We start from the raw sequence: 23,368 nt of genomic DNA, 5'->3' as shown, positions 1-23,368 counted from the left end.
TTATCTGCTTTCTCTGCGCTCCATGAGCAAGACGATATTGATCACCGGAGGCGCCCGTTCGGGCAAGAGCGCCCTGGCCGAGCGGCTGGCCCTGTCGCTTGGCACGCAGGCCACCTATATCGCAACGGCCGAGGTCGGCGACACCGAAATGGCCGACCGCGTGGCCCTGCATCAGGCCCGGCGCGGGGCGGAATGGCAAACCGTTTGCGCCCCAATCAAGGTATTGAAAACGCTTCAGGAAACCGACGGTCAGGGGGTGCGGCTGGTGGATTGTCTGACGCTGTGGCTCAGCAATCTGATGCTGGGCGGGCACGACTGGCAGGTCGCCGCAAAAGCCCTGGCCGCCGCGCTGCCCCAACAGCGCGATCCGGTGGTGATCGTCAGCAACGAAGTGGGTGCAGGGATCGTGCCCGAAACCGCCCTGGCGCGCGCCTATCGCGATGCCTCGGGTCTGATGAACCAGATTGTCGCCGCGGCTGCGGACGAGGTTTATATGGCCGTCTGCGGCCTGCCCCTGAAGGTGAAACCGAATGACGAACACCCCTTTTGAACTATCGGCGCTGGCCGATCTGGCCACCCTTGCGGCCCGCCTGCCGCAAACTGACACACAGGCCGGCGCGGCCGCGCGTGCGCGCCAGAATGCGCTGACAAAACCCCCCGGCTCGCTGGGTCGGCTTGAGGCGCTGGCCGAATTCATGGCCGAATGGCACAGCACCGACCGCCCGGTGATCGGCAAGGCGCAAGCCCTGGTCTTTGCGGGAAATCACGGGATCTGTGCCCAAGGGGTGAACCCTTATCCGCAGGACGTGACCGCACAGATGGTGGCGAATTTCGAAGCCGGCGGCGCGGCGATCAACCAGCTTTGCCGGGCGAACGGCGCCGATCTGTCGGTGGTGGCGCTGGAGCTTGACCGGCCCACCGCCGACTTCACCCAAGGCCCCGCAATGACCGAGGCCGAGACGCTGATCGCCCTGAAGCGCGGCGCCGAAGCGGTGGACCCGGACGCCGACGTCCTAATCCTGGGCGAGATGGGGATCGGCAATTCCACGATCGCCGCGGCACTGGCCGCCGCGATCTTTGGGGGCGAGGCCGCGCGTTGGGTCGGGCCCGGCACCGGCGCGGACGCCGAAGGGCAGACACGCAAGATCACCGCGATCGAACGCGGGCTGGCCTTGCATGCGGGGCTTAAGGGGAATGCACCAGCGCTGCTTGCGGCCCTTGGCGGGCGTGAACAGGCGGCGATTTGCGGGGCGGTCCTGGCCGCCCGCGCGGCCCGAATTCCAGTGATCCTGGATGGATTCATCTGCACCGCCGCCGTCGCGCCGCTGCACGGCGCGGATCCCGCGTTGCTGGATCATTGCCTGGTCGGTCACGTCAGCGCGGAACCGGGCCACCGCCTGCTACTGGAAGCCATGAAGAAAGAACCGGTCCTGTCCTTTGACATGCGTCTGGGCGAAGGCTCGGGCGCGGCGCTGGCGCTTGGCATCCTGCGCGCCGCGTTGGACTGTCACAACGGCATGGCCACCTTCGGCGAAGCCGGAGTGTCAGAGGCATGAACCTGCGCATGCGCCTGTCCGAGGTCCAGATCGCAGTCATGCTGCTGACGCGGGTGCCGGCCGGGCGGATCGGGGGGCGCGCCCCCACCATGGCGGCCTCGGCCTGGGCCTGGCCCCTGGCGGGAATACTGGTGGGTGGCATCGCCGCCGTGGTTTATGCCGGCGCGACCGGATTGGGTCTCTCGCCCCTGATTGCCAGCCTTCTGGCATTGGCGGCGGGCGTGCTGGCCACCGGCGGGATGCACGAAGACGGCTTGGCCGACTTGGCCGATGGCTGCGGCGGCGGGTGCGACAGGGCAAACAAACTCGAAATCATGCGCGACAGCCGGATCGGAACCTATGGAGTGCTGGCTCTGCTGATCTGCGTTGGCCTGCGCACCGCCGCGATGGCCGAATTGGCCACACCTGCGCTGGTCGTACCTGCCCTGATTGCACTGGCCACGGCAAGTCGAGCAATTCTGCCGCTCTGGTCAATGGTGTTGCCATCGGCGCGCCCGGAGGGGCTCGGGCAGCGGGTCAGCGAACTGGACCTGCCCCGGGTCGTTGTGGCCGCCTTGCTCGGGCTGGCGGCGGTGACATTGCTTCCCGCCGGGGCTTGGCTTCCCACCCTCGCCGCGGTGCTGATCGGCAGTGCCGGGATCGCGCTGATCGCCTGGCGACACCTGGGCGGACAGACAGGCGATGTTCTGGGGGCGGCGCAGCAGATCGCGGAGCTAAGCGGATGGCTCGTCCTGAGCCTTCTTTAAGTCAGCCAGGCTGGACCTGTCGCGGTTTGATGCTGCTGCTTTGATAGCATTTACTGCAATAAGGGGGGCGAACGTCACTTTGGAACCGCGGGCGACAGGCCGCCTGCAACCGGATAATTTCTGGGCTCGTTTTGAAATGGCGAACAGGGCTGCCTTTTGTCATGCTCCAACGCTGGGAAACCGGCCTGCACGCCCCAAGCCGGTTTCCTTTGGCACTGTCGAAAATGCTGCTCGACAGCGATCATTTTCGTTCGGATTTACGGGTCCGAATGCCTTGATCCACTCCGCCGATAAAGGCTTGCAACAATGACGCGATTTCAGATGTGTTTCCGGGGTCGGGGTATGGCGGGTCGTTGCGCACCGGATTGGTACGCTGACGTGTCGCTGCAATCACCAAAATACCGGGGCCGAAATAAACAAACCCCAGAACGAGTGCGGCTGTGGTCCGATCATAGGCAGTTGCCAGACTGATCCATCCCGCAACTGTCAGAAAACCCATACCGATCAGGGTCAGTATACCGCCCAGCGCAAACAGGGCGGCAGTTTTCAATCCGCGTTCGGCCTGACGGGCGGCCCCATGCAACACTGTCATTGCATCACCGCCGCGCCACAAGTAGCCCGATCAGAAACCCAAGACCCGACGCTATTCCCAGCGCAGCGGCTGGGTTTTCCCGCACCGAAGTTTCTGCGGCCCGGAACGCACCCCCCGCTATTTTCTGAGCTTCGGCCACGCCCTCTTCGCCTTTGCTGCGCAGCTCGCCGATTTTTTCTTTCGTTGCATCCGCGAGCGACTGTTTTTGATAGCTGGCCATGTCGGACATGATTGCACCCAGCGATTTCATATCCCCGCGCAAGGTTTCCAGTTCGGCTTTCAGATCGGTGATGGATGGTGCGGCCGGTTTGGCCGTAGAGGCGGACTGTGACATGTTGCTTGATCCTTTTCTTGGACGTTTCTGTTGAGTCGCCCCTATCAACGCCGCCGGCGCTGTCCGGTTCCACCGCCGCCTTTTCCCGCATCTGTGGCCACAGTGCGGAACCGAACCCGTTCCGCCAACGTTGTAAAATCATACTGCATCTAAGGCAGCCAAACTTATCAGCAAAGGAGACAGACCATGCTAGGTTGGGCCCTCACTTTTTTTGTCATCGCACTGATCGCTGGGGTTTTCGGTTTTGGCGGGATCGCTTCCGCATCCGCCGGGATCGCGCAGATTATCTTTGTGATTTTCCTGATCCTGTTCGCAGTCGCCATGATTGCGCGCGCCCTTCAGGGCAAACCGCCGGTATAACCGGCGATTTATCTCCGGCGCGGCCCCGCGCCGGAGATGCAATATTCACGATAATCACCCCACAACCAAACATCACCGACCCCGGTATGATCCGGCTCAACAAAAGGATGATTTCATGGCAACCAGCACCAAAACACGCGCGAAAACGGATGTGATCGAGACTGGCGTGAAACAGGCTGACGCAGTTGCGAAAGCCCTAGCGGACGCTCTGTCTGACACATATCGCCTGATGATCAAAACCCACGTTTACCACTGGAACGTGGAAGGTCCGCATTTCTATTCGATCCATCATCTGACCGAGGAACAGTATCAAAACCTGTTTACCGCGACCGATGAACTGGCCGAACGCATTCGCGCCCTCGGCGCGCTGGCCCCGACCTCTGTCGCTGCGCTGACAGCCGGCTCCGAGATCGGCAAGACCGTAGACAAGCTATCCGCCCAGGAGATGGTCAAGGATCTGGCTTCGGATCACGAAAATCTGGCGAAATCCCTGCACAGCCTTATCAAGATGGCAGAAGATCACGATGATCCTGTCACGGCGGACATGGCGACGGCGCGATCGGCCTTTCATGAAAAAGCGGCATGGATGCTGCGGGCCACCGCAGCCTGATACCAAGCGAAACAGCCGTCAAATCAGCCCCCGGTCAGCATCTGACCGGGGGCTGATTTCCATTCAGGCGTTCAGTGTTTCGGTGCTGGAGAAGAACATTGCCTGGCTGACCGCCGAACGCACCTGATCTTCGGAATAGGGTTTGGTGATAACAAACGCGGGTTCCGGGCGTTCGCCCGTCAACAGGCGTTCAGGGAAAGCGGTGATGAAGATCACCGGAATATCTTTGGCCGCGGACAGAATATCGTTGACCGCGTCGATCCCAGAAGACCCATCCGCCAGTTGAATGTCAGAGAGGATCAGATCGGGGCGTTCCTTCGCTGCAAGCCTTACAGCGGCGTCATGGGTGCGGGCGACCCCGGTGATCGCATGCCCCATATCGCTGACAATGTCCTGCAGATCCATGGCGATGATCGCCTCGTCCTCGACAATCATGATGCGGCCGATGATGCTGTCTTCCATCTCGCGGCGGGCCGCGCCGATCAGGTGTTCGACCTCTGACCTGTCCAGATCCATGATCGCAGCGATGTCGTCGATGCTGAATTCCTCAACGCTGTGCAGCAAAAGCGCTTCGCGTGAATTGGCGGTCAGGCGGGCAAGATGTTTTTGCGCGCGTTTGAAAATCTCTGAATCCGCTTCCGCGACAGGTGCCCCGGCGCTGGACCAGATCGCATGAAAGGCCCGAAACAAGGCTGCTTTCGGGTCAAGCTGCATGTCAAAGACGGATCGATCGCTTAACAACGCCTCAAGCGTCGCAGCGGCATACATATCGCCCGTGCGCTGGTTGCCGGTAAGCGCGCGCGCGTATCGCCGCAGAAAAGGCAAAAGCCCTGCCACTGTCACAGACAAGTATTCGCCCTGAGTTTTTTCGGTCATCCCAACTGTCCTTGTATAATATTCTGTATTCTATGGAACCAAACGCCGATCAATGCGTTTGGTTCCAGAAGAAATGTGCGGGCGCCAAAATATGAGAAATTCGGGATGAGCAAAAAAGCGGCAAAGACTTCGGCAGAACAGATGATAGATGACAACCTGCGCAAGGTATATCAATCCTTGGCTGACGACGGGGTACCAGACAAATTTCATGAACTCCTGCGTGCATTGCGCGAGCAGGACCAGAAAAAAGGTGACGGAAATTGACCGGCACCGATCCCCGCGATGAAATAGTAGAACACCTGCCCGCACTTCGCGCCTTCGCGATGAACCTGTCGCGCAACCCTTCGGCGGCAGACGATCTTGTGCAGGACACGATCATCAAAGCATGGAAAAATATTGATAAATTCACGGCCGGCACGAACATGCGGGCATGGCTGTTCACGATCCTGCGCAATACCTATTATTCAGACCGCCGCAAGGTACGCCGCGAAGTCCAGGATACTGACGGTGCGCTCGCCGCAATGCTGGTCAGCAAGCCCGACCACGATGGCCGCTTGGCCTTACGCGACTTTATGCAGGCCTTCGCCAAGCTTAGCGACGAACAGCGCGAAGCCCTGGTTCTGGTCGGCGCATCGGGGTTCTCTTATGAGGAAGCCGCTGATATGTGCGGGGTCAGGATCGGAACCATCAAAAGCCGCGTCAATCGCGCCCGGGCGCAACTGGTTGCTTTGCTGGGTCTGAAGGAAGACGACGCACTGGAACTGACCGACGCCGCGACCCAGACGGTCGTGTCGTCCGGCATCGTCGGCAAAAGGGTCGGTGGGTGATCGCGCGTCTGAAGCGAATGCGGGGTGGGCTGGCCTTTCGCATGGTGGTGCTTCTGGCGGTGGCGCTGTTGCCGATCGGGTTGGTATCTGTCTTGCAAACCTTTGCCCTTGCAAGAGAGGCCGACAGGAAGGCCGAAGCGAACCTTCTGGCGCTAACCTATAATGCCGCCAGCACCCAGGCTGGCTATGTGCAAACGGCGATCGGGGCCGCCAACGCGATCGCCTCGGTGATTTCCGTTCTGGGAAAGGACCCAACGCAATGCAGCCAGAGGTTTCAGGCCTTTCTTGAAACCACCGAAGTGTTTTCTTTTGCGGGTTACATCCCGGCCGACGGCCTGATCTCATGTTCGTCCAGCCCCAAACCGGTTGATATATCCGAAACCGACGGTTTTCGGGACATGCGCAAAAACCCGCGACAACGGGTCAGCGTCAACATGGATGCGCCGGTCAGCAATACATCAGTCATTGTGATTTCGGCACCGGTTTTCAAAGACGGCGCCTTTGACGGTTATGTCGCAATCTCTTTGCCACACAGGGAGCTTAAAAATACGCATGTCCATGCCGACGAGCAGCGGCCACTGGAACTGATTACCTTTAACGCCGACGGGCAGGTTATAAGCGCCGATTCCGGGCTGGAAGACATTTCGAACCGGCTTCCCCGCACGGTTTACCTCAAGGGTTTTTCACGCAACCGCGAATTATCCTTTACAGGGGTGACAAACGACGGCCAGAAGCGGGTTTTTGCCGTGGTGCCCATCGTTCCCGATGCGGTTTATGCGCTCGGCAGTTGGGAGTATCAAAGTCAGGTTTTCGGGATGAACGTCTTGAACTTTCTGACACCGATGCTGTTTCCCGTGATGATGTGGCTTGCTTGTCTGTTCGTTGCCTTTTTCGCGTTGGAACGCATGGTTATTCGGCCCACCCGCAACCTCAGAGCGCGTATGCTGTCTTTCAAACGGTCACGCCGCAACGTGCCGATGGAAAACGAAGAGACGCTGGCCCAGGAAATCCGCGAAATGAGTCAGACATGGTCACTGCTTGCCGAAAGCGTGTTGCATGACGAGGCATTGCTGGAAGATGCGGTTCACGAGAAGACAATCCTGCTGAAAGAAGTGCACCATCGGGTCAAGAACAACCTGCAACTGATCGTCTCTATTCTGAATATGAAGTTGCGCAAGGCAACCTCGGACGAGGCGCGCAACGTGCTGAGCGATATCCGGCGCCGCGTCATGAGCATCGCTACCGTACATCAGCATCTTTATGAAACCTCGACCCATGGACATATACGGCTGGATGAACTTATCGGCAGCATTTCAGAGCGCATGGTCTCCAGCATGCTGCCGAGCGAGTTGAATGTCGAAGTGCGCCAGTCCTTTGAAGAAACAACTCTTGTCCCAGACCAGGCCGTACCGCTTTGCCTCGCCGTGTCAGAGTTGCTGACCAATGCCTTCAAATACCTGGGTCCCGATCCGTCAGGGCGGACGTGGCTGCATATCCGGCTTGGCCGGACGGCCCACGGAGAGGTATTATTCGAAACGCGCAATTCCTACCATCCCTCCTCGGAACAGCAGAAAACGGATAAAAGCTGGGGGCTCGGCGACAAGCTGATTGCGGCTTTTGTCAATCAGCTGCAGGGGCGTATCGAATTCGACATCTCCGAAAGCGAATACGTCGCCCGTATCCAGTTCAGCATCCATGATTTTCAGGAAGATACAGATTGACGCCGATTGTCGGGTTGCTGACTGCCCGAGCAGCCATGTCGAGCGTTATATTTACCGGTGCTCCCCATGACCCGCCACCAAACTTTCATCCAGCCGCGCCCGGGGCCCGGCCGACTTTGCACAGCGGTCCAGCCCAGGATCGGCGGAAGTTGGCATTTTCCGGTCTGATCACGATGGCGGGCTGGTTGCGCCGCCGGAAACCGGAGACGAGTCCGTATTGGTCTGACACCACCGCCGCCACGCCGATATTATAGCTTGTCTGTCAGTCGCAGACCACGGTGGCAAAACTTCGCCCGCCAATTCCCGAACCGCTTCCACGCCCCGCTGCACCTTGCAATGCTGAACAAGATTTAGGCGCAAGCGTGGACGAGCGCGCGTGTTTTCTTTGCTCGCTTGGCAGGGGAGCGGGGGAAGCTTCAGCTCTCCTAAACCCCACTTGGAAAAATCCTTAAAATGAATGCGAGACAGGTCGTCGCAACCGGAAAAACGGGCACGCCCAAAGCCAGCCCTTTGAACGGGGGCGTCCATCTGCCCTGATCAGGAGTTTTCATGACCGATCCGCTCGACGCGCTGGCCGCGCAGGCGCAAGCGCAGCTTGATATGCTGTCCTATCCCAAACGGTCCTGGGTCGTTCCGCATTACCATAATGGCACCAAGGTGCTGGACGTCGCGATCGTGGGCGCCGGGCAATCCGGGATGACCGTCGCGCTCGGTTTGATGCGCGAGAGTGTGACGAAAATTCGCCTTTATGAACGGGCCCTGCCGGGCAAGGCCGGGCCCTGGCGCAGCTTCGCGCGGATGAAGACGTTGCGGACGCCGAAACACGTCTCCGGCCCCGAGATGGGGATACCGGCGCTGACACCCGAGGCGTGGTACCGCGCCCGTTTCGGGGATCTGGCCTGGGCGCAGCTTGGCAAGATCCCGCGCGAAGACTGGCAGGACTATCTGGACTGGCTGCGCGGCACGGTGAACCCGCCGATCCGGCACGGCGTCGAAGTGGTGGATCTGGAGCCCCTGCCCGGCGGCATCACAGCCATCCATCAGCGCGATACCGCAGGGCGCGAGACGGTGGATTACGCCCGCGCCGTGGTGCTGACCCCGGGGATCGAGGCCACCGGCGCCTGGGCGGTGCCCGATTTCGTGCGCGCCGCCCTGCCCGAGGCGCTGTTTGCGCATACCGCCGATGCGATCGACTTTGCCGCGTTGAAGGGCAAGCGCGTTGCCGTGCTGGGCGGCGGGGCCTCGGCCTTCGACAACGCCGCCCGGGCGCTGGAGGCGGGCGCGCATGTGGATCTGTTTGTGCGCAGGCCGAAACTGCCGCCGGTGAACCCCTATCGCTGGATGGAGTTCACCGGCTTTCTGCGCAATTTCCCGGATCTGGATGATGCGAGAAAATGGGCGTTCATGCAGCAAATCTTCCGCATGAACCAGCCGCCCCCGCAGGAAACCTTTAATCGTTGCGCGATCTGGAAGAGCTTCCATATCCATTATGAAAGCCCCTTCAGCGATCTGCGCGAGGCTGATGGCAAGGTACAAATCACCACGCCGCAAGGCCGTTTTGATGCAGATTACCTGATCGTCGGCACCGGCATGGTGGTGGATTTCACCGCCCGGCCAGAGCTGCGCCGGATGGCCGCCGACATCGCCACCTGGGCCGACAGGCACGGGCCCGCGCGTGGCCCCGGGGATTACGGGCTGGGCAGCTATCCCTATCTGGGCGATGCCTTCCAGTTCCGGGGCAAGACCGAAGAAAGCGACGCCATGCTCGCCCGGCATTACTGCTACACCTTCGCGTCGATGGTGTCACAGGGCTGCTCCGCCGGCATCTCGGCCCTGAAATTCGGGGCCGAGCGGGTGGTGCGCGGCATCACGCGGCAGCTTTTCACCGAAGATGCCGACGCCCATCTGGCCGCACTGATGGCCTATGACGAACCCGAACTGCGCCCCGAGGCCGCGCCCATGCCTGATCCCGCCCTTGCCGATTCCAGCGAAACACCTGTGTGAAAGGTTTCAGATGTCGAACAAAGTGATCGTCGAAGACAGGGCGGACCGGTTCCACCAGTCGCAGGAAAAGATCCAGCCCCCCTATGCGCTGGACCCGGAGCTGTGCCTCTACAGCCCGCAGGACAACCTCGAATCCCTCACCCATCCGCGGATCGCCGACTGGATCGCCTTCATCACCGAGCGCTACATGCCGGAGCTGCCGCAAGAGGGGCGCAAGGTGCTGCTGATGCTGCCCTGCACGGCGACAAAGCCCTATCCCTTTTCCTCGGAACATCGGGCGATCAACCGGCGGCTCTACGACGAAGGCTTCCGCCCCATCGCCCGCCAGCCGCTGGCGCAGGAGCTTTGCGCGCGCCTCGGGCCGGACGATCCGCAAGAGCTGATGGACGTCTCGATCCTGAGCGACGGCAAGGGGACGTATATCCACCGCGCGGTGATTTCCGAGCCCATGGCGCTGGTCCCCTACGAAACGGTTACCGGGTACGAGGGCAAGCCCTCGCCCTCCCATGCCTACGACGATCCGGGGCTTTTCGAAAAGCGCGGCAATGCGGTCTCTCCCTGGCGGGCGGACAGCACGGCGCAACAGGTCGGGCCCGGCAAGTGGATCTGGGGCGCGAACGAGAAACGCGCCTATGTCGAGATGCACAATATCATGGCCACCTTGCTGGCCAAGGTAATGGAACGGATCGGCGGGCTTTACGATGCGCGGATTTCATGGGTGGCGCCCGGCCTGACGCACCGCAGCTTCGTGCTGGAAAAGGCGGCGCGCAAGGAACACGGCGTCACCGCCTCCAAGCTTTGCGGCACCGAGCGCCTGGCCTTCGTCGGCGCCAATGACCTTTTACCGCCCGAGCTTCGCATCACCTGTCTGCCCGAGACCGCCGATTGCACCGATGCGATAGAGCGGCTGGCGCGGCGCCTCGGCACCACGCCCGATCGTGTCGGCGGAGCCTGGTCGCGGGGCGGCGCCAATGCCACACCGCTCGCCCTGCCCGAGCTTCTCGACGTGCTGATCACCCGTATTCACCAACTGGAAAGCTGAGCCATGACGCTGAAACTGAGTATAGGGGCCTCTGACTGCGACCGTATCCGGCCGCTGATCGACGGGGCGGTCACGATCGACGGGGTCGAGGCCGATTGGCATGTCCACGGCGTGCAGCAGCTTTTCAACGAACAATGCACCCACCATACCTATGACGCAGCCGAATTTCCGCTGGCAACCTATCTGCGCGATCTCGAAGGCGCGCGGCGCTATCTGGCGCTGCCGGTCTTTCCCTCGCGCCATTTCCGCTTTTCCTGCGTCTTCGTGAACAAGGCCGCCGGGCTGAAAAGCCCCGCCGATCTGGCCGGCAAACGCGTCGGCGTGCCGATCTGGGACATGGCCGCCGCCGTCTGGCTGCGCGGAATTTTCGACGAACACCATGGCCTCGACATGCGGGCGCCGGTCTATGTGACCAACGGGCTGGAGTTCGGCCGCACCGCCGACGAGCACCCGCAGACCTATCCCGGCGGGTTCGAGATCGTCCACGCCAGCGATGACGGCGGGCTGGCGAAGATGCTGGCGGACGGCAAGATCGATGCGCTCTATACCGCCGGGGCCCCGTCAACCTATGACCCCCATGATCCCGATTGCCCCGTCACACGCCTTTTCGATGATCCGGTGGCGGCAGAGACGGCCTATTACCAAAAGACCGGGATCTTCCCGCCGATGCATATTTTCGCCCTGAAACGCGAGATCGCCGCAGCCAATCCGGGCCTGACAAGACGCCTTTACGCCGCCCTGTGCGGCGCGCAGGACGAGGCCCGCGCACGGCTTTTCAACAGCGCTGCGCTGAACGTCATGCTGCCTTGGCTGTTCGACCACCTGCTGGAAAGCGAACGCCGGCTCGGCAAGGATTACTGGGCCGCCGGGTTTGCGGCCAACCGCAAAACCCTGAAGACCGTGATCGGCTACATGAAGAACGAAGGTCTGCTGACGACGGATATTACGGCCGAAGACATGTTCGACGCCGATATGCGCACCACCTGACAAAGCTTGCGCAGGGGCAGTCAAGATATGGCCGCCCCTGCGCCCTGAAATGTCTGTCCCTGCGGGGCGCTTTCCGCAGGATTGACCCGCTTGTGCTGTCTTTCCAGACTTGTCGCGACACCCCGCCGCCGGACCCGAAAAAGGGCGAGTGGAGACGGGGGCCGTTTCCAAACCACATGCCCGCGGTGCATCGCAGGATAAGATTCCCCTGCGCCGCCGAGACCGGAGTTATCCCATGCCCAAGAACGGCGCTGCCCACCTTAAAAGCCTTCAGGACGACCGCTGCGTCTTTATCGATGGCAAGCGGGTCGAGAATGTCACCACCGATCCCGCCTTCAGGGGCGCCGTGGCCTCGGCCTGCGCCCTTTACGATTATCAAGCGGCCCCCGAGAATATCGAGGCGATGACCTTCGCCTCGCCAAAGACCGGCGCGCGGGTGAACAAATCCTGGATGATGCCCACCAGCTATGCCGAGCTTGTCGAGCGTCGCGTGTCGATCGAACGCTGGGCCACTCAGACCTGCGGCATGCTGGGTCGGTCGCCGGATCACGTTGCCTCGACCTTCGTGGGTTTTCGCATGGGGCTGGATGTCTTCGGCGCGAATGATCCCAAACGCGCCGCCGCGATGGCCGATTACTTCGACTACATCCGCGACAATGACATGTTCCTGTCCTACGTGATCATCAACCCGCAGGCGGACAAGGCGAAATCGGCCTCTGGCCAGCCCGGCAAGAACCTTGTTGCCGCGATCGTCGATGAAGACGCCGAGGGCGTGACGATCCGGGGGGCCAAGATGCTGGCCACCTCCGGCATCCTGGCGAACGAGATCATGGTTTCGGGCTTTCAGGCGCTGCAGGCGGGCGATGAGGATTACGCCTTTACCGTCGCCATGCCGCTGGGGACCAAGGGACTGAAACTCTTGTCCCGCCGCTCTTACGAGGGCGCGGCGAGTTCGGTCTTCGATTACCCGCTCTCCGCGCGCTTTGACGAGAATGATGCCGTGGTGGTCTTTGACGATGTCAAAGTGCCGTGGGAGCGGGTCTTCGTCTACAAGGATCTGAAGATGGCGCAGGCGCAATGGCACCAGACCCGCGCCCATGTGATGCAAAACTATCAATGCATGATCCGGCTGACCCAGAAGCTGCATTTCCTGCTGGGTCTGGCGCGCAAGATCGCCGATCTGAACAACGTCATCACCTATCCGCAGGTGCGCGAACAGCTTGGCCTGATCGCCGCCAAGGTCGCCAACATGGATGCGCTTGTCATCGCGATGGAAGCGAAAGGCGAGCAGTTCGGGCAATATTTCGTCCCCGACCGCAGCCTGTTGTGTACCGCGCAGGTGGTGGCGCAGACGACTTACCCCGAGATTATCGAGGCGATCCGCCTGTTGTCGGGGGGTGGCATGATCATGGTGCCGTCATCGCATCTGGATTTCGCGGCGGACGAAACCGCCGACATCATCGCCCGCACCCAGCGTTCGCCCGTTGCCGGTTCGCACGACCGGGTGAAGCTGATGAAACTGGCGTGGGATGCGGTCGGGTCAGAGTTCGGCTCGCGGCACCTGCAATACGAGATGTTCTATTCCGGCGCGCAATTCGTGACCCGCGGCAACAGCTTCCGCTTCTTCGATTGGGACAACGCCAAGACCCGGGTGGAGGATTTCATGGCCAGCTACAACCTTGATGTCGAGAACAAGCTGAATGTCGCGGCGGAGTGATCATGACGCAGATTGAAACGATCCGCCGGGCCGCCTTCGTCGGGCATAGCCCCGCGCCTTTTCGCGCCACATGGGAAGGGCCGTTGGCCGATCTCTCCTTCGCGGTGAAGGATCTGTTCGATATCGAAGGCGCGGTGACAGCCTGCGGCAACCCCGACCGGCTGGCGGCCGGGGTGATCGCCCGCGCCACGGCGCCCGCAGTGCAGATTCCGCTGGCCGCCGGGGCGCAATGCGCCGGCAAGACCCATACCGACGAGGTCGCCTGCGGCATGTTCGGTGACAACGAGTTCTTCGGCACGCCGATCAACCCCGCCGCCCCCGACAGGGTGCCGGGCGGCTCTTCCGCCGGCTCGGCCTCGGCGGTGGCGGGCGGGCTGGTCGATTTCGCGCTTGGCACCGATACCGGCGGTTCGGTCCGGGTGCCGGGCAGCTTTTGCGGCATCTTCGGGCTGCGCACCACCTTCGGGCGGATCTCCGTGGCCGGTGTCATGGCGATGGCGCCCAGCTTCGATACCGTGGGCTGGATGGCGCGCTCTCCGGCCGTGATGTCCCGTGTGGGCGAGGTTTACTTCGGCCCCACGGGCGATCTGTCCGCCACCCGCCTGCTGCTGGCGCGCGATGCTTTCGCGATCCTCAACCCCCGCGTGGCGCAGGCGCTCTTGCCGCTGGCCAGGGCGCTTGGCCCCGTGGCCGAGGTCGATCTGTATCGCGGCGGCGTGGCGCATTGGCTCGATACGTTCCGCCCGCTGCAACTGGGCGATCTTCACGCCACGCTCGGCACCTGGGCGGCGGCGGAGGGGCGGCAGGTCTCGGCCTCGATCGCGCAACGCATGGCGCTGGCCGCGACGGTGACCGCCGCCGATATCGCCCCCGCCGCGCGCTGGCGCGAAGGGCTGACGGAGCACATGATAGACCTGCTGGGCGCGGACGGGGTGATCTGCATCCCCACGGCCCACGATCTGCCCCCCTTCGTGGGCGGCGGTCTGGAGCAATTGATCGAGTTTCGCGAGAAAACCCTTGCGCTGACCTGCGTGGCCTCGCTTGCCCGCCTGCCCCAGCTCAACATCCCCGCGACGATGGTCGAGGGCGTGCCGGTCGGCCTGTCGTTCATCGCCGGCCCGCGCGGAGAGGAGCGCCTGCTGGCCATGGCCGCCACGCTCCACGCGCAACTCCCGGCAGGGCGGGCCGCATGAGCCAGCGCGATTTCATCGGCTACGGGCGGCACAAGCCCGATTTCCGCTGGCCCGGCGGGGCGGGTCTGGCCATCGTCGTGGTGCTGAACTTCGAGGAAGGCGCCGAGCCCTCGATCCCCGACGGTGATCCGGCAACCGAACTTGCGCTCACCGATGCGATCATGGGCGAGGTGCCGTCCGGCACGCGCGATCTGGTGGCCGAAAGCCTTTTCGAATATGGCAGCCGTGCCGGGTTCTGGCGGCTGGCCGATCTCTTTGCCGAGCTGGACCTGCCACCGACGGTTTCGGCCTGCGCACAGGCGCTGGCGCGCAACCCCGACGCCGCCGCGCTGATCGCCGAGGCGGGCTGGGATGTCTGCGCCCATGGCGACCGGTTCATGCGTCATTTCCTGATGGACGACGCGCAGGAACGCGCCGCCATCGCCAATGCCGTGTCGGGCATCACCCGCGCCATCGGGCGGCCGCCGACCGGCTGGCAGAGCCGCTATGCGCCATCGGTCCGCACCCGCGCGCTGATCGCTGAGCATGAATGCCTGATCTACGACGCCGACAGCTATGCCGACGATCTGCCTTTCTGGCATGCCGGGCGGCTGATCGTACCGCACAGCTTCACGCTGAACGACAACCGCCTTGCCACCGCCAAGCTGCCCACCGGAGAGGATTTCCGCGCCTATCTGGCCTCTGCGTTCACCACGCTGCTGAGGGAAAGCCAGACCTCGCCCCGGATGATGACGATCAGCCTGCACAACCGCGTCTCGGGTCAGCCCGCGCGGTTCGACGCGCTGCGCGGTTTCCTGGCCAGCATCCGCGCAACCGAGGGCGTGTGGTTCGCCGGGCGCGCCGATGTGGCGCGCCATTTCACAGGCGTCTGCCCGCCGCCCCCGGCGGCATGAGCGGGCTGGTGCTCAAGGGCGGGCTCGTCGCCTGCCCGCTGACCGCAAAGGTCGTGCCGCGTGATCTGGTGATCCGTGACGGGCGGATCGCCGGGGATCACGGCACCGATCTGCCGCAGCGCGACATTTCGGGCCATATGGTCATCGCGGGGCTGATCAATGCCCATACCCACGGCCACGCGAACCTGAACAAGGGGGTGGCAGACCTCTGGCCGCTGGAACTTTCGCTGACGCATGGCGGCTGGATGGCCGCCGGGCGCGACGCGCAGATGGTTTACGATTCCACACTGCTGGGCGCGTGGGACATGCTGTCGAGCGGCGTCACAGCGGTTTATGATCTGGTCGTCGGAATGCCCACGCCGGAGCCCGAGCATCTGCACGCCGTGGCCCAAGCCTATCACGACGCCGGGCTGCGTGCCGTCATCGCCCCCATGGTCGCCGATATCGGATTCGCCGACTCGATCTCCGGCCTGGCCGACGCGCTGCCCGCCGGCAGGGCCAAAGCGCTGACCGGCACGCCGCAGGATCCCCAGACCCTGCTGCGCAGGATCGACGAGGCCATGGGCTTTGATCTGCCCGAGCGGATCGCCTGGGGCCTTGCCCCGACAATTCCGCACCAATGCACCCCCGAATTCCTGCAAGGCGCCGCCGCCCTGGCCCGCGCGCGGGGCTGGCGCCTGCATATGCATGTCGCGGAAAGCCGCCTTCAGGCCGAGGTGGCGCGCGCGCTTTGGAACGCTTCCCCGGTCGAGCGGCTGGAAGAGCTGGGAATTCTGGGCCCCGACTTCACCGCCGGCCACGCCGTCTGGCTGGAGCGGCGCGATTTTGCCACCCTGGCCCGCCATGGCGCGACGGTCGCCCATATCCCCGCGTCCAATCAAAGGCTTGGCGCCGGAGTCGCACCCCTGCGGATGATGCTGGAAGAAGGGGTGACCGTGGCCCTTGCCACCGACGGCGCCAATTCCTCGGACGGGATGAACATGTTCGAGGCGATGCGCCACGCCACCAACCTGTCGCGGCTGTGGGAGACGCCGGCCCGCCGCTGGGTCGGCGCCGCGCAGGCCTATGGGATGGCGACGCTGGGCGGGGCCGCGGCCATGGGGCTGGCGCCCGCGACGCTCGCCCCCGGTGCGCCGGCCGACCTGACCTGCCTGTCGCTGGAAAGCCCGGCCTTCTGCCCGCTCAACGCGCCGATCACCCAAATGGTCACAGCCGAAAACGGCGCCTCTGTCGCCCATGTCTTCGTCGCCGGGCGAGAGGTGCTGCATGCGGGCCGCCCCACCGGCTTTGACCCCGACGCCCTGCGCGCCCGGATCGCAGGCTTCATGCCCCGGCTTGAAGCGAACCGCGCCGAGATCCGCGCCCTGGCCGAAAACACCGTGCCGCATGTCCAGCATTTCCTGGACGACCGCCCCCGGCCCGATCTGGGCTTTACCCGAAACCTGCCCTGCGAATGAGGTCCCATGTCCCTGCCCTATCCCTATAACCCGCCCGAGAGTTACACGCGCATCGGCCATATCATGCCCTCGTCCAACACCTGGGCGGAACCGCTGACCTATGCGATAAACATGCAAGAGGCCGGGCGGATATCCCACCACTTCTCGCGCATCACGGTGCAGAAACTGGCGCTGAACGCCGCGTCCGAGGCGCATTTCCAGTTCGAACCGATGCTTGCCGCCGCGCGTCTGCTGGCCGATGCGCCGCTTGATGTGATCACCTGGAACGGCACCGCCGCCAGTTGGCGCGGGATCGAGCACGATCACAAGTTGTGCGAAGCGATCACGGCCGAGACGGGGATCAAAGCGACCTCCGCCACCATCGGCTATTATGACCTCTTCGAGCAAAGGAACTGGAAGCAGATTTCCCTGGCCGTGCCCTATACCGAGGACGTGACCGCCGCGATCATCGCGAATTACACACGTTCCGGTTTCGAGGTGGTGCAGGCGGTCTCGCTCGGCTGCGTGGCGAATGTCGATATCGGCGCGACCCCGCCAGAAAAGATGCGCGCGCTGCTGCGCGCCGCCGTCCATGATGCCGCCGATTGCATCGCCGTGGTCTGCACGAATTTCCCGGCCACCGCCCTGGCGGCAGAGTTCGAGGCAGAGACAGGCATCCCCCTGGCCGACTCGATTTCGGTCACCTATCTGGACGCCTGCCTGAAAGCCGGGGTAACGCCGAAGATCACCGGATGGGGCAAGATGTTCGACATCTGATATTCCATTGGAAAACATGAAAGCGCGTGTATGAGCGGGCCCTTTCATGCCCCATGAACAATGCTCAGGGCGTCGGCGCGTCTTGCGCCAGCAGCCCCTCGGATTTCAGGTCGGACCAGAATGCCGGGGGAATGACAGTCTCAAGCGTGGTCAGGTTGCGGATAACCTCGGCCGGTTTGACCCCGCCAAGCACCACCGAGGCGACGCAAGGGTGGGCCAGCGCGAATTGCACCGCGGCATCGGGCAGCGGCACGGCATGGGCGGCACAGACCGCCGCTATCCGCGCGACGCGGGCCAGGATGTCTGGGGGCGCGGTTTCATAGTTATACCTGGCCCCGTCCACCGCGCCCGTGGCAAGAATGCCCGAGTTGAAAACCCCGCCCAGGATCAGCGCCGTACCGGCGGCCTTGGCCTTGGGCATCAGCGTGGCAAGCGCGGGCTGCTCCAGCAGCGAATAGCGGCCCGCAAGCAGGATCACGTCATAATCCGCATCGCCCAAAAACCGCTCGGCCATCTCATGATCGTCGAGGCCAAGGCCGTATCCCGCGATGACCCCTTGCGATTTCAGATCCGAAAGCGCGCGTGTGGCGCCCTCCACCGCTTCGCGGTAGCGGGTTTCGATCCGGTCCGCGCCATGGGTCCAGGGGTCTATGTCATGGATCAGCAACAGGTCGATCCGATCGGTCCCAAGGCGCAGCAGCGATTGTTCGACCGACCGCATCGTGCCGCCATAGCTGTAATCAAAACACGGCCGATGCGGCAGCGATCCAACGAAGCCGCGCGCGGGGGCGGCCGGTTTTCCCTGTCGCTGCGGCTGCATGACCCGGCCGACCTTGGTGCAGATCACCACCTCGTCCCGCACGACGCCGCGCAGCGCTGTGCCGGTGCGATGCTCGGCCAGCCCGTTGCCATAATGGGGGGCGGTATCGACCAGATTGATCCCGGCGCGCAACGCGGCCTCGACCGTGGCGATTGCCTCATGTTCCTGCAGGTAATCGTAGAAATCCCCCAAGGGGGCGGTGCCGAAACCGATCCGGCTGACGCGCAGACCCGTTTCGCCAAGCTCCGCCCGCTCTGGTCTCATGGCTTTGCCCGGCTGAACTGGTTGTAGAAGGCATAGCGCAGCGGCTGCACGAAATCCGGCTGTTCAACCCCCAGCGCTTCGGCGCATTGGCGGGGAAAATCGAAATTGTTCAGCATCTCGCTGGCGATCGCCACAAGATCGGCCTTGCCCGCATCCAGGATACCGGCGGCCATCGCGGGGGTGTGGATTCCCCCCACTGCCATCGTCGCCAGGCCGCTTTCTGCGCGGATCGTTGCCGCCATATCGTGCTGTTCGGTGATGTCGCCCTTGATATAGGCGCCATTCGTGCTCATCGCCGCGCCGCCGGCAGAGCAATCGACCAGATCGGCCCCGGCGTCTTTCAGCCCCTTCGCAAGGGCCACGGTATCTTCGATCACCAACCCGCCCTCGACGCGGTCGATACAGGAGGCGCGGTAGAACAGCGGCATATCGGCGGGGATCACGCCGCGCAGATCGGCGGTGATCTCCAGCGGCAGGCGCATACGGTTGCCGGCCGTGCCGCCATAGCCATCTTCGCGCGCGTTGCACAGCGGCGAGACGAAGCTGTGCAGCAGATAGCCATGCGCGCCGTGGATTTCGATGAAATCGAACCCCGCGGCCACGGCGCGCCGGGCGGCGGACACGAAATCGGCGCGCACCTGTGCGATCCCGTCCAGCGTCAGCGCGCGGGGCATGGGCCAGTCATCGTGATATTTCAGCGCCGAGGGGGCCAGCGTTTGCCAATATCGCGGATCGCTCTCCGGCAGGAACTGTCCACCGTTCCAGGGCGCGTCGGTAGACCCCTTGCGCCCGGCATGGCCGATCTGGATACCGGCGGGGATACCATGGCGGTGAAAGATCGCCGCGATACGGGACAGGCCCTCGATCTGGTCATCGTCCCAAAGGCCAAGGCAGTCGGGCGTGATCCGCCCTTCGGGGCTGATCGCGGTGGCCTCGACCAGCGCGCCGCCAAGGCCGGACAGGGCCATATGCGCGTAATGGTCGAAATGCCATCCCGTCGCCTGACCGTCCTTGGCCGCATATTGGCTCATGGGCGACAGAACCATGCGGTTGCGAAAGGTCACCCCCCTGATTTTCAGGGGCGTGAACAGGGCAATCCCTTGCCCGACCTTGATGTCCTTCATCAGATTTCGGCAAGCAGCGACGTGTCGAACATATCCTTGGTGGCCGGGATGCCGACGTTGTTGAGCGAGGCAAGCGTCTGCTCGATCCAGACGTCATCCATCGAATAGACCCCGTGGGGATGGTCGATCAGATCCACCTGAATGTTCGAGTGGAACTGGGTCATGTCCGGGCTATAGCCGTTGCCCTTGAACCAGGTGTCCTCCCATTCGAGGGCGGCCTTGCCGGGGGCCTTGAACTCTTCGACCCATCCCTTGCGCGAGGCGCGCAGAAACCCGACCAGATCGTCGCGCCGCGCGGCCAGCGTGTCCTCGGTCACGCACACGAGATCCTGACCATAAACCATGCCCACGTCGGAAAAGAGGATGAAGCCCGTTTCCTTTTGCGCCGCCTGGGCCACGACGTAGGGCATCGAGGTCATGAAATCGACAACCGCATCCACCTGCCCCAGCGCCAGCGGGGTCGGGTCGAAGGTGTAGGGAACGAAGGTGATTGTATCGGCGTCCACCTTGTTCAGGTTCAGCACGATCTTGAACGGGCCGATGTTCAGCGGCGGACAGGCGATGGTCTTGCCTTCCAGATCCTTCAGCGTGGTGATGCCGCTTTCCTTCAGAAAGATCACGCTGTCGGGGCTTTTCTGAAACTGCGCGCCGATCACCTTGAACCTGGCGCCTTTTTCAAAGATCGCCTCGGCGGTTTCCAGCGGCGAGGTCAGCGCGACGTCGGCCTTGCCGGTCAGAAGCGAGGCCTGCGGGATCACATCGGGGCCGCCGGGGATATAGTCGATCTCCAACCCCTCCTCGGCATAGAACCCCTTCTCCATGGCGATGTAATATCCGTTGAATTCGGGATCGTTGATCCAGATGGCCTGCAGGGTCAGTTTACTGGTGGATGCCAGCGCGGCCCGGCCCGGAAGCACGGCGGCGGCGGCAAGGCCACCCAGGGCGGAAGCGGTGAAAGCGCGGCGGGAAAGCTTGGTCATGGCAATATCCTGATGTTGGGATTGTTGAAAGCTTTGGCGCGGTCCGTTTTTCCGGTTCCCGTCCCGAAAGCTTAGAAAGCCCGGTGGGGCATGGTCAATTTTGCTGTCTTGCCTGCCGTTGCGCGCTGACTTGCTTAATTTCGCGAAACCGCGCCGATGGCCGAAAAGCGGTAAAATACCAGGCGAAACGGCGCAAAACGCTGAAATACAAGACGGTTTCGCATTTTTCCGAGACCGCCGGGCCGTGCGCGTTTTCCGGGTGTCACGGCCCGCCGCACAGCTTTTATACAATTTCGTGACAGGCCCGCGAGGGGCCCGCATCTGCGGCCAAGTTTTACCGCGTCATGGGCCCAGCCATGATTCTGGCCGCCCCGGCGCCAACAGGGCAGTCTGTCAGACAGGGCGGGCATCCCGGCATGGCCGTCCAGATTGCCGCGCGTCCTTCCAGGCCGAGATCAGATCACATGCCCGCCAAGGTACTTTCCTCTTCTCCCCGTTTCGCCCTTTCGCCGCGCCGTATCCGTGCCGTGCAGGCCTTGGGCCGGATCCTTGTGGTGGCTCTGGTGCTGCTGACCTGGCACTTGCTCGGCTCGGGCACGCGGACAGGCCGGCTGATCCTGTCCAGCCCGGTCTACATCCTTCGGGATCTGTGGATCGGCGCGGATCTTTTCGTGATGCACGGGGCCGCCACGATCAAGGTCGCGCTGACCGGCTTCGCCATAGGCGGCGGCGCGGCCTTCATCGGCGCGCTGCTTTTTTGCCGCCTGCCGTGGCTCGATACCGCCTTTCGCGGGGTGAATATCGCGATCTACACCATGCCGGCGATCGTTGTCGGACCGCTTCTGGTGCTGTTCTTCAAAGGCGACTGGCCACAGACCATCCTGGCGGCGTTGATGGTCTATTTCCCCGCCATGTCAACGATGTTGCTGGGCCTGAAGGACGTGGACCGCCGCCTGTCGGACCTGATCGAGGTCTATGGCGGCGGCGAGGCAGAACTGATGCGCCATGTGCGCTTGCGCGGCAGCCTGCCGCAAATCTTCGCCGGGCTGCGCGTGGCCGCACCGATCGCAGTGCTGGGCGCGGTGCTGGGCGAGTTCGGCTCCGGCACCCGCTTCGGCTTTGGCTCTTTCCTGCTCTCGACCCTGCCGCAGGCCAATCCGGCGCGACTCTGGGGCATCGCGATCTCGACCTCGGCCATCGCGCTTTGCGGCTATCTCGTCTTTCTCCTGCCCGCCGTCTGGCTGCAACGCACGACGCAAAGCGTGACGCTGGCCCCTTCGTTGGGCACCGCTCCATACAGCGACGGCCGGCGGCTGGGGCGGGCCGGCTTTGGCCTGATCGCGCTGCTGCTGCCCTTCGTGCTGTGGGCGCTTCTGATCAAGGGTGCCGACCTGCCGTCGATCATCGCGCCCACCCCGACCGAGACGATCCGGTTCATCTTTACCGAAAACGCCGATCCGATCTGGACGGCGCTAGGCGTTACCCTGCCGATGGCGGCGCTGGGGCTGATCGCCGGGCTGGCCTTTTCCTTCGTGCTGGCGGCGCTGTCGATCCTCGCCCCGGCAGTGGCGCGGGCGCTGGTGCCGGTGGCGATGCTCGTTCAGAACACGCCGCTGGTGGCGTTGGTGCCCTTTGTCGTGCTGGCCTTCGGGCGCGGGATCACGGCCTCGGTCTTTCTGGCGATGCTGGTGGTCTTTTTCCCGGCCTATGTGCTGCTGAACCAGGGCTTTACCGCCATCCCAGCGGCGGCGCGGGATCTGGTGTCGGTCTACGGCGGGTCGCGCTGGCAGCTTTTGTGGCGCATCGCGGTTCCCTATTCGATCAGCTATTTCTTCGCGGCGGCCAAGATGGTCGCGCCCATGGCGCTGCTGGGCGTCATGGTGGCGGAATGGCTGGTCAGCGGGGTCGGTCTGGGCAATCTGCTGAACATTTCCCGCCCGGCGCTGGATTACGAAACCATCTGGGCCGGCGCGCTGATCTCCATCCTGATCTCGGCCGGCACTTACGAACTGGTCGGCATGCTCGAACGCAGGACCCGGCGATGAGCGTTCATCTTCACCACGTCTCTCTCACGGTCGGCGATCTGCCCGCGGCCATGGCGTTTTTCACGAAGGTGTTCGGCTTTCACGCCGATTTCGTGGAGGAAAACATCGGCCCCGACATCGCCCGCATGGCAGGGCACGCGGGGCTGCTTTGCGCCTTTACCCAGATGCGCGCGCCGGGCCTGGATATGGTGCTGGAGCTGATCTGCTTTCACGATGCCGCCGGCCCCGCGCCGCAGGGGGATGCGCTGCCGTGGCGGCCGGGGGCGGGCCACATCTGTTTTCACGTCGACGATCTGGCAACGACCGTGGACACCTGCCGCGCCGCCGGGGCCGAACTGCTGGGCGAGGTCATCGACTTTCCCGGCGGGCGCTGCTGCTATCTGCGCAGCCCCGGCGGCGCCTTTGTCGAGCTGGAATGGATCGGCCCCGCCGAACCGACGCCCTGAGACGACATTCGGCGCGTG

At 63.3% G+C, this 23,368-nt stretch carries 24 protein-coding genes; 18 read left to right on the top strand and 6 right to left on the bottom strand.

The window, feature by feature from the left end; genetic code table 11:
* Positions 1–22 precede the first annotated feature (22 nt).
* From cobU to cobS, 3 genes are read left to right on the top strand one after another with little or no spacing between them, the layout of a single operon-like run.
* Positions 23–550: a bifunctional adenosylcobinamide kinase/adenosylcobinamide-phosphate guanylyltransferase gene (gene cobU, locus ACSR1C_RS04565; protein ID WP_460258158.1), complete on the top strand. Its 528-nt coding sequence runs from the start codon at positions 23–25 to the stop codon at positions 548–550.
* Positions 531–1,556 carry a nicotinate-nucleotide--dimethylbenzimidazole phosphoribosyltransferase gene (cobT, locus tag ACSR1C_RS04560; protein ID WP_460258157.1) on the top strand — a complete coding sequence of 342 codons (1,026 nt, stop codon included), beginning with the start codon at positions 531–533 and terminating at the stop codon, positions 1,554–1,556. Before cobU ends, cobT begins: the two co-directional genes overlap by 20 nt.
* Positions 1,553–2,302 (top strand): adenosylcobinamide-GDP ribazoletransferase, encoded by a 750-nt coding sequence (gene cobS / locus ACSR1C_RS04555; RefSeq protein ID WP_460258156.1) that lies wholly within the window; start codon positions 1,553–1,555, stop codon positions 2,300–2,302. Before cobT ends, cobS begins: the two co-directional genes overlap by 4 nt.
* A 241-nt stretch (positions 2,303–2,543) precedes the next feature.
* On the opposite strand, the gene ACSR1C_RS04550 is transcribed toward cobS, so the two are convergent.
* Both ACSR1C_RS04550 and ACSR1C_RS04545 read right to left on the bottom strand, forming a co-directional pair.
* Positions 2,544–2,894 carry a phage holin family protein gene (locus ACSR1C_RS04550; RefSeq protein WP_460258155.1) on the bottom strand — a complete coding sequence of 117 codons (351 nt, stop codon included), beginning with the start codon at positions 2,892–2,894 and terminating at the stop codon, positions 2,544–2,546.
* A 4-nt stretch (positions 2,895–2,898) separates the two neighbouring features.
* Entirely contained in the window at positions 2,899–3,228 is a 330-nt protein-coding gene (locus ACSR1C_RS04545) for an ElaB/YgaM/YqjD family protein (protein WP_460258154.1), read from the bottom strand.
* 186 nt (positions 3,229–3,414) lie between these two features.
* On the opposite strand from ACSR1C_RS04545, the gene ACSR1C_RS04540 reads away from it, so the two are divergent.
* Positions 3,415–3,588, top strand: a complete 174-nt coding sequence (locus ACSR1C_RS04540; protein ID WP_460258153.1) for a DUF1328 domain-containing protein — start codon at positions 3,415–3,417, stop codon at positions 3,586–3,588.
* A gap of 115 nt (positions 3,589–3,703) precedes the next feature.
* Entirely contained in the window at positions 3,704–4,198 is a 495-nt protein-coding gene (locus tag ACSR1C_RS04535; protein ID WP_460258152.1) for a Dps family protein, read from the top strand.
* A 63-nt stretch (positions 4,199–4,261) separates the two neighbouring features.
* Here the strand turns inward: ACSR1C_RS04535 and ACSR1C_RS04530 are convergent, their stop codons facing one another.
* Positions 4,262–5,074: a response regulator gene (locus ACSR1C_RS04530; protein ID WP_460258151.1), complete on the bottom strand. Its 813-nt coding sequence runs from the start codon at positions 5,072–5,074 to the stop codon at positions 4,262–4,264.
* Between the two features lie 105 nt (positions 5,075–5,179).
* Here ACSR1C_RS04530 and ACSR1C_RS04525 point away from each other — a divergent pair, with 105 nt between their 5' ends.
* The 11 genes from ACSR1C_RS04525 (at position 5,180) to ACSR1C_RS04475 (ending at position 17,671) form a co-directional block, all read left to right on the top strand.
* Entirely contained in the window at positions 5,180–5,338 is a 159-nt protein-coding gene (locus ACSR1C_RS04525; protein ID WP_460258150.1) for a NepR family anti-sigma factor, read from the top strand.
* The gene (locus ACSR1C_RS04520) at positions 5,335–5,901 is read left to right on the top strand and encodes an RNA polymerase sigma factor (RefSeq protein WP_460258149.1); all 567 of its coding nucleotides are present in this window, start codon (positions 5,335–5,337) and stop codon (positions 5,899–5,901) included. Before ACSR1C_RS04525 ends, ACSR1C_RS04520 begins: the two co-directional genes overlap by 4 nt.
* Positions 5,898–7,622, top strand: coding sequence for a sensor histidine kinase (locus ACSR1C_RS04515; RefSeq protein WP_460258148.1), 1,725 nt, complete (start codon positions 5,898–5,900; stop codon positions 7,620–7,622). Before ACSR1C_RS04520 ends, ACSR1C_RS04515 begins: the two co-directional genes overlap by 4 nt.
* 549 nt (positions 7,623–8,171) lie before the next feature.
* Entirely contained in the window at positions 8,172–9,626 is a 1,455-nt protein-coding gene (locus ACSR1C_RS04510; RefSeq protein ID WP_460258147.1) for an NAD(P)-binding domain-containing protein, read from the top strand.
* A 10-nt stretch (positions 9,627–9,636) separates the two neighbouring features.
* Positions 9,637–10,668 (top strand): DUF5591 domain-containing protein, encoded by a 1,032-nt coding sequence (locus ACSR1C_RS04505; protein ID WP_460258146.1) that lies wholly within the window; start codon positions 9,637–9,639, stop codon positions 10,666–10,668.
* 3 nt (positions 10,669–10,671) lie between these two features.
* Entirely contained in the window at positions 10,672–11,655 is a 984-nt protein-coding gene (locus ACSR1C_RS04500; RefSeq protein WP_460258145.1) for a substrate-binding domain-containing protein, read from the top strand.
* A 235-nt stretch (positions 11,656–11,890) separates the two neighbouring features.
* Positions 11,891–13,372 (top strand): 4-hydroxyphenylacetate 3-hydroxylase family protein, encoded by a 1,482-nt coding sequence (locus ACSR1C_RS04495; RefSeq protein ID WP_460258144.1) that lies wholly within the window; start codon positions 11,891–11,893, stop codon positions 13,370–13,372.
* Positions 13,373–13,374: 2 nt separating this feature from the next.
* Positions 13,375–14,565 carry an amidase gene (locus ACSR1C_RS04490; protein ID WP_460258143.1) on the top strand — a complete coding sequence of 397 codons (1,191 nt, stop codon included), beginning with the start codon at positions 13,375–13,377 and terminating at the stop codon, positions 14,563–14,565.
* Positions 14,562–15,458, top strand: a complete 897-nt coding sequence (locus ACSR1C_RS04485; protein ID WP_460258142.1) for a polysaccharide deacetylase family protein — start codon at positions 14,562–14,564, stop codon at positions 15,456–15,458. Before ACSR1C_RS04490 ends, ACSR1C_RS04485 begins: the two co-directional genes overlap by 4 nt.
* Positions 15,455–16,915, top strand: coding sequence for an amidohydrolase family protein (locus tag ACSR1C_RS04480; RefSeq protein WP_460258141.1), 1,461 nt, complete (start codon positions 15,455–15,457; stop codon positions 16,913–16,915). Before ACSR1C_RS04485 ends, ACSR1C_RS04480 begins: the two co-directional genes overlap by 4 nt.
* A gap of 6 nt (positions 16,916–16,921) precedes the next feature.
* The gene (locus ACSR1C_RS04475; RefSeq protein ID WP_460258140.1) at positions 16,922–17,671 is read left to right on the top strand and encodes a maleate cis-trans isomerase family protein; all 750 of its coding nucleotides are present in this window, start codon (positions 16,922–16,924) and stop codon (positions 17,669–17,671) included.
* Positions 17,672–17,735: 64 nt separating this feature from the next.
* On the opposite strand, the gene ACSR1C_RS04470 is transcribed toward ACSR1C_RS04475, so the two are convergent.
* The 3 genes from ACSR1C_RS04470 to ACSR1C_RS04460 are packed head-to-tail and all read right to left on the bottom strand — an operon-like array spanning position 17,736 to position 20,859.
* The gene (locus ACSR1C_RS04470) at positions 17,736–18,755 is read right to left on the bottom strand and encodes an aldo/keto reductase (protein WP_460258139.1); all 1,020 of its coding nucleotides are present in this window, start codon (positions 18,753–18,755) and stop codon (positions 17,736–17,738) included.
* Positions 18,752–19,879: an NADH:flavin oxidoreductase/NADH oxidase gene (locus tag ACSR1C_RS04465; protein ID WP_460258138.1), complete on the bottom strand. Its 1,128-nt coding sequence runs from the start codon at positions 19,877–19,879 to the stop codon at positions 18,752–18,754. The genes ACSR1C_RS04470 and ACSR1C_RS04465 overlap by 4 nt, the downstream gene beginning before the upstream one ends.
* Entirely contained in the window at positions 19,879–20,859 is a 981-nt protein-coding gene (locus tag ACSR1C_RS04460; RefSeq protein ID WP_460258137.1) for an ABC transporter substrate-binding protein, read from the bottom strand. Before ACSR1C_RS04460 ends, ACSR1C_RS04465 begins: the two co-directional genes overlap by 1 nt.
* Before the next feature lie 464 nt (positions 20,860–21,323).
* On the opposite strand from ACSR1C_RS04460, the gene ACSR1C_RS04455 reads away from it, so the two are divergent.
* Positions 21,324–22,904: an ABC transporter permease gene (locus tag ACSR1C_RS04455; RefSeq protein ID WP_460258136.1), complete on the top strand. Its 1,581-nt coding sequence runs from the start codon at positions 21,324–21,326 to the stop codon at positions 22,902–22,904.
* Positions 22,901–23,350 (top strand): VOC family protein, encoded by a 450-nt coding sequence (locus tag ACSR1C_RS04450; protein WP_460258135.1) that lies wholly within the window; start codon positions 22,901–22,903, stop codon positions 23,348–23,350. Before ACSR1C_RS04455 ends, ACSR1C_RS04450 begins: the two co-directional genes overlap by 4 nt.
* Positions 23,351–23,368 lie beyond the last annotated feature (18 nt).

Source organism: Actibacterium sp. D185-2 (assembly GCF_054954595.1).
This window is presented reverse-complemented; position numbering and strand designations above follow the sequence as displayed.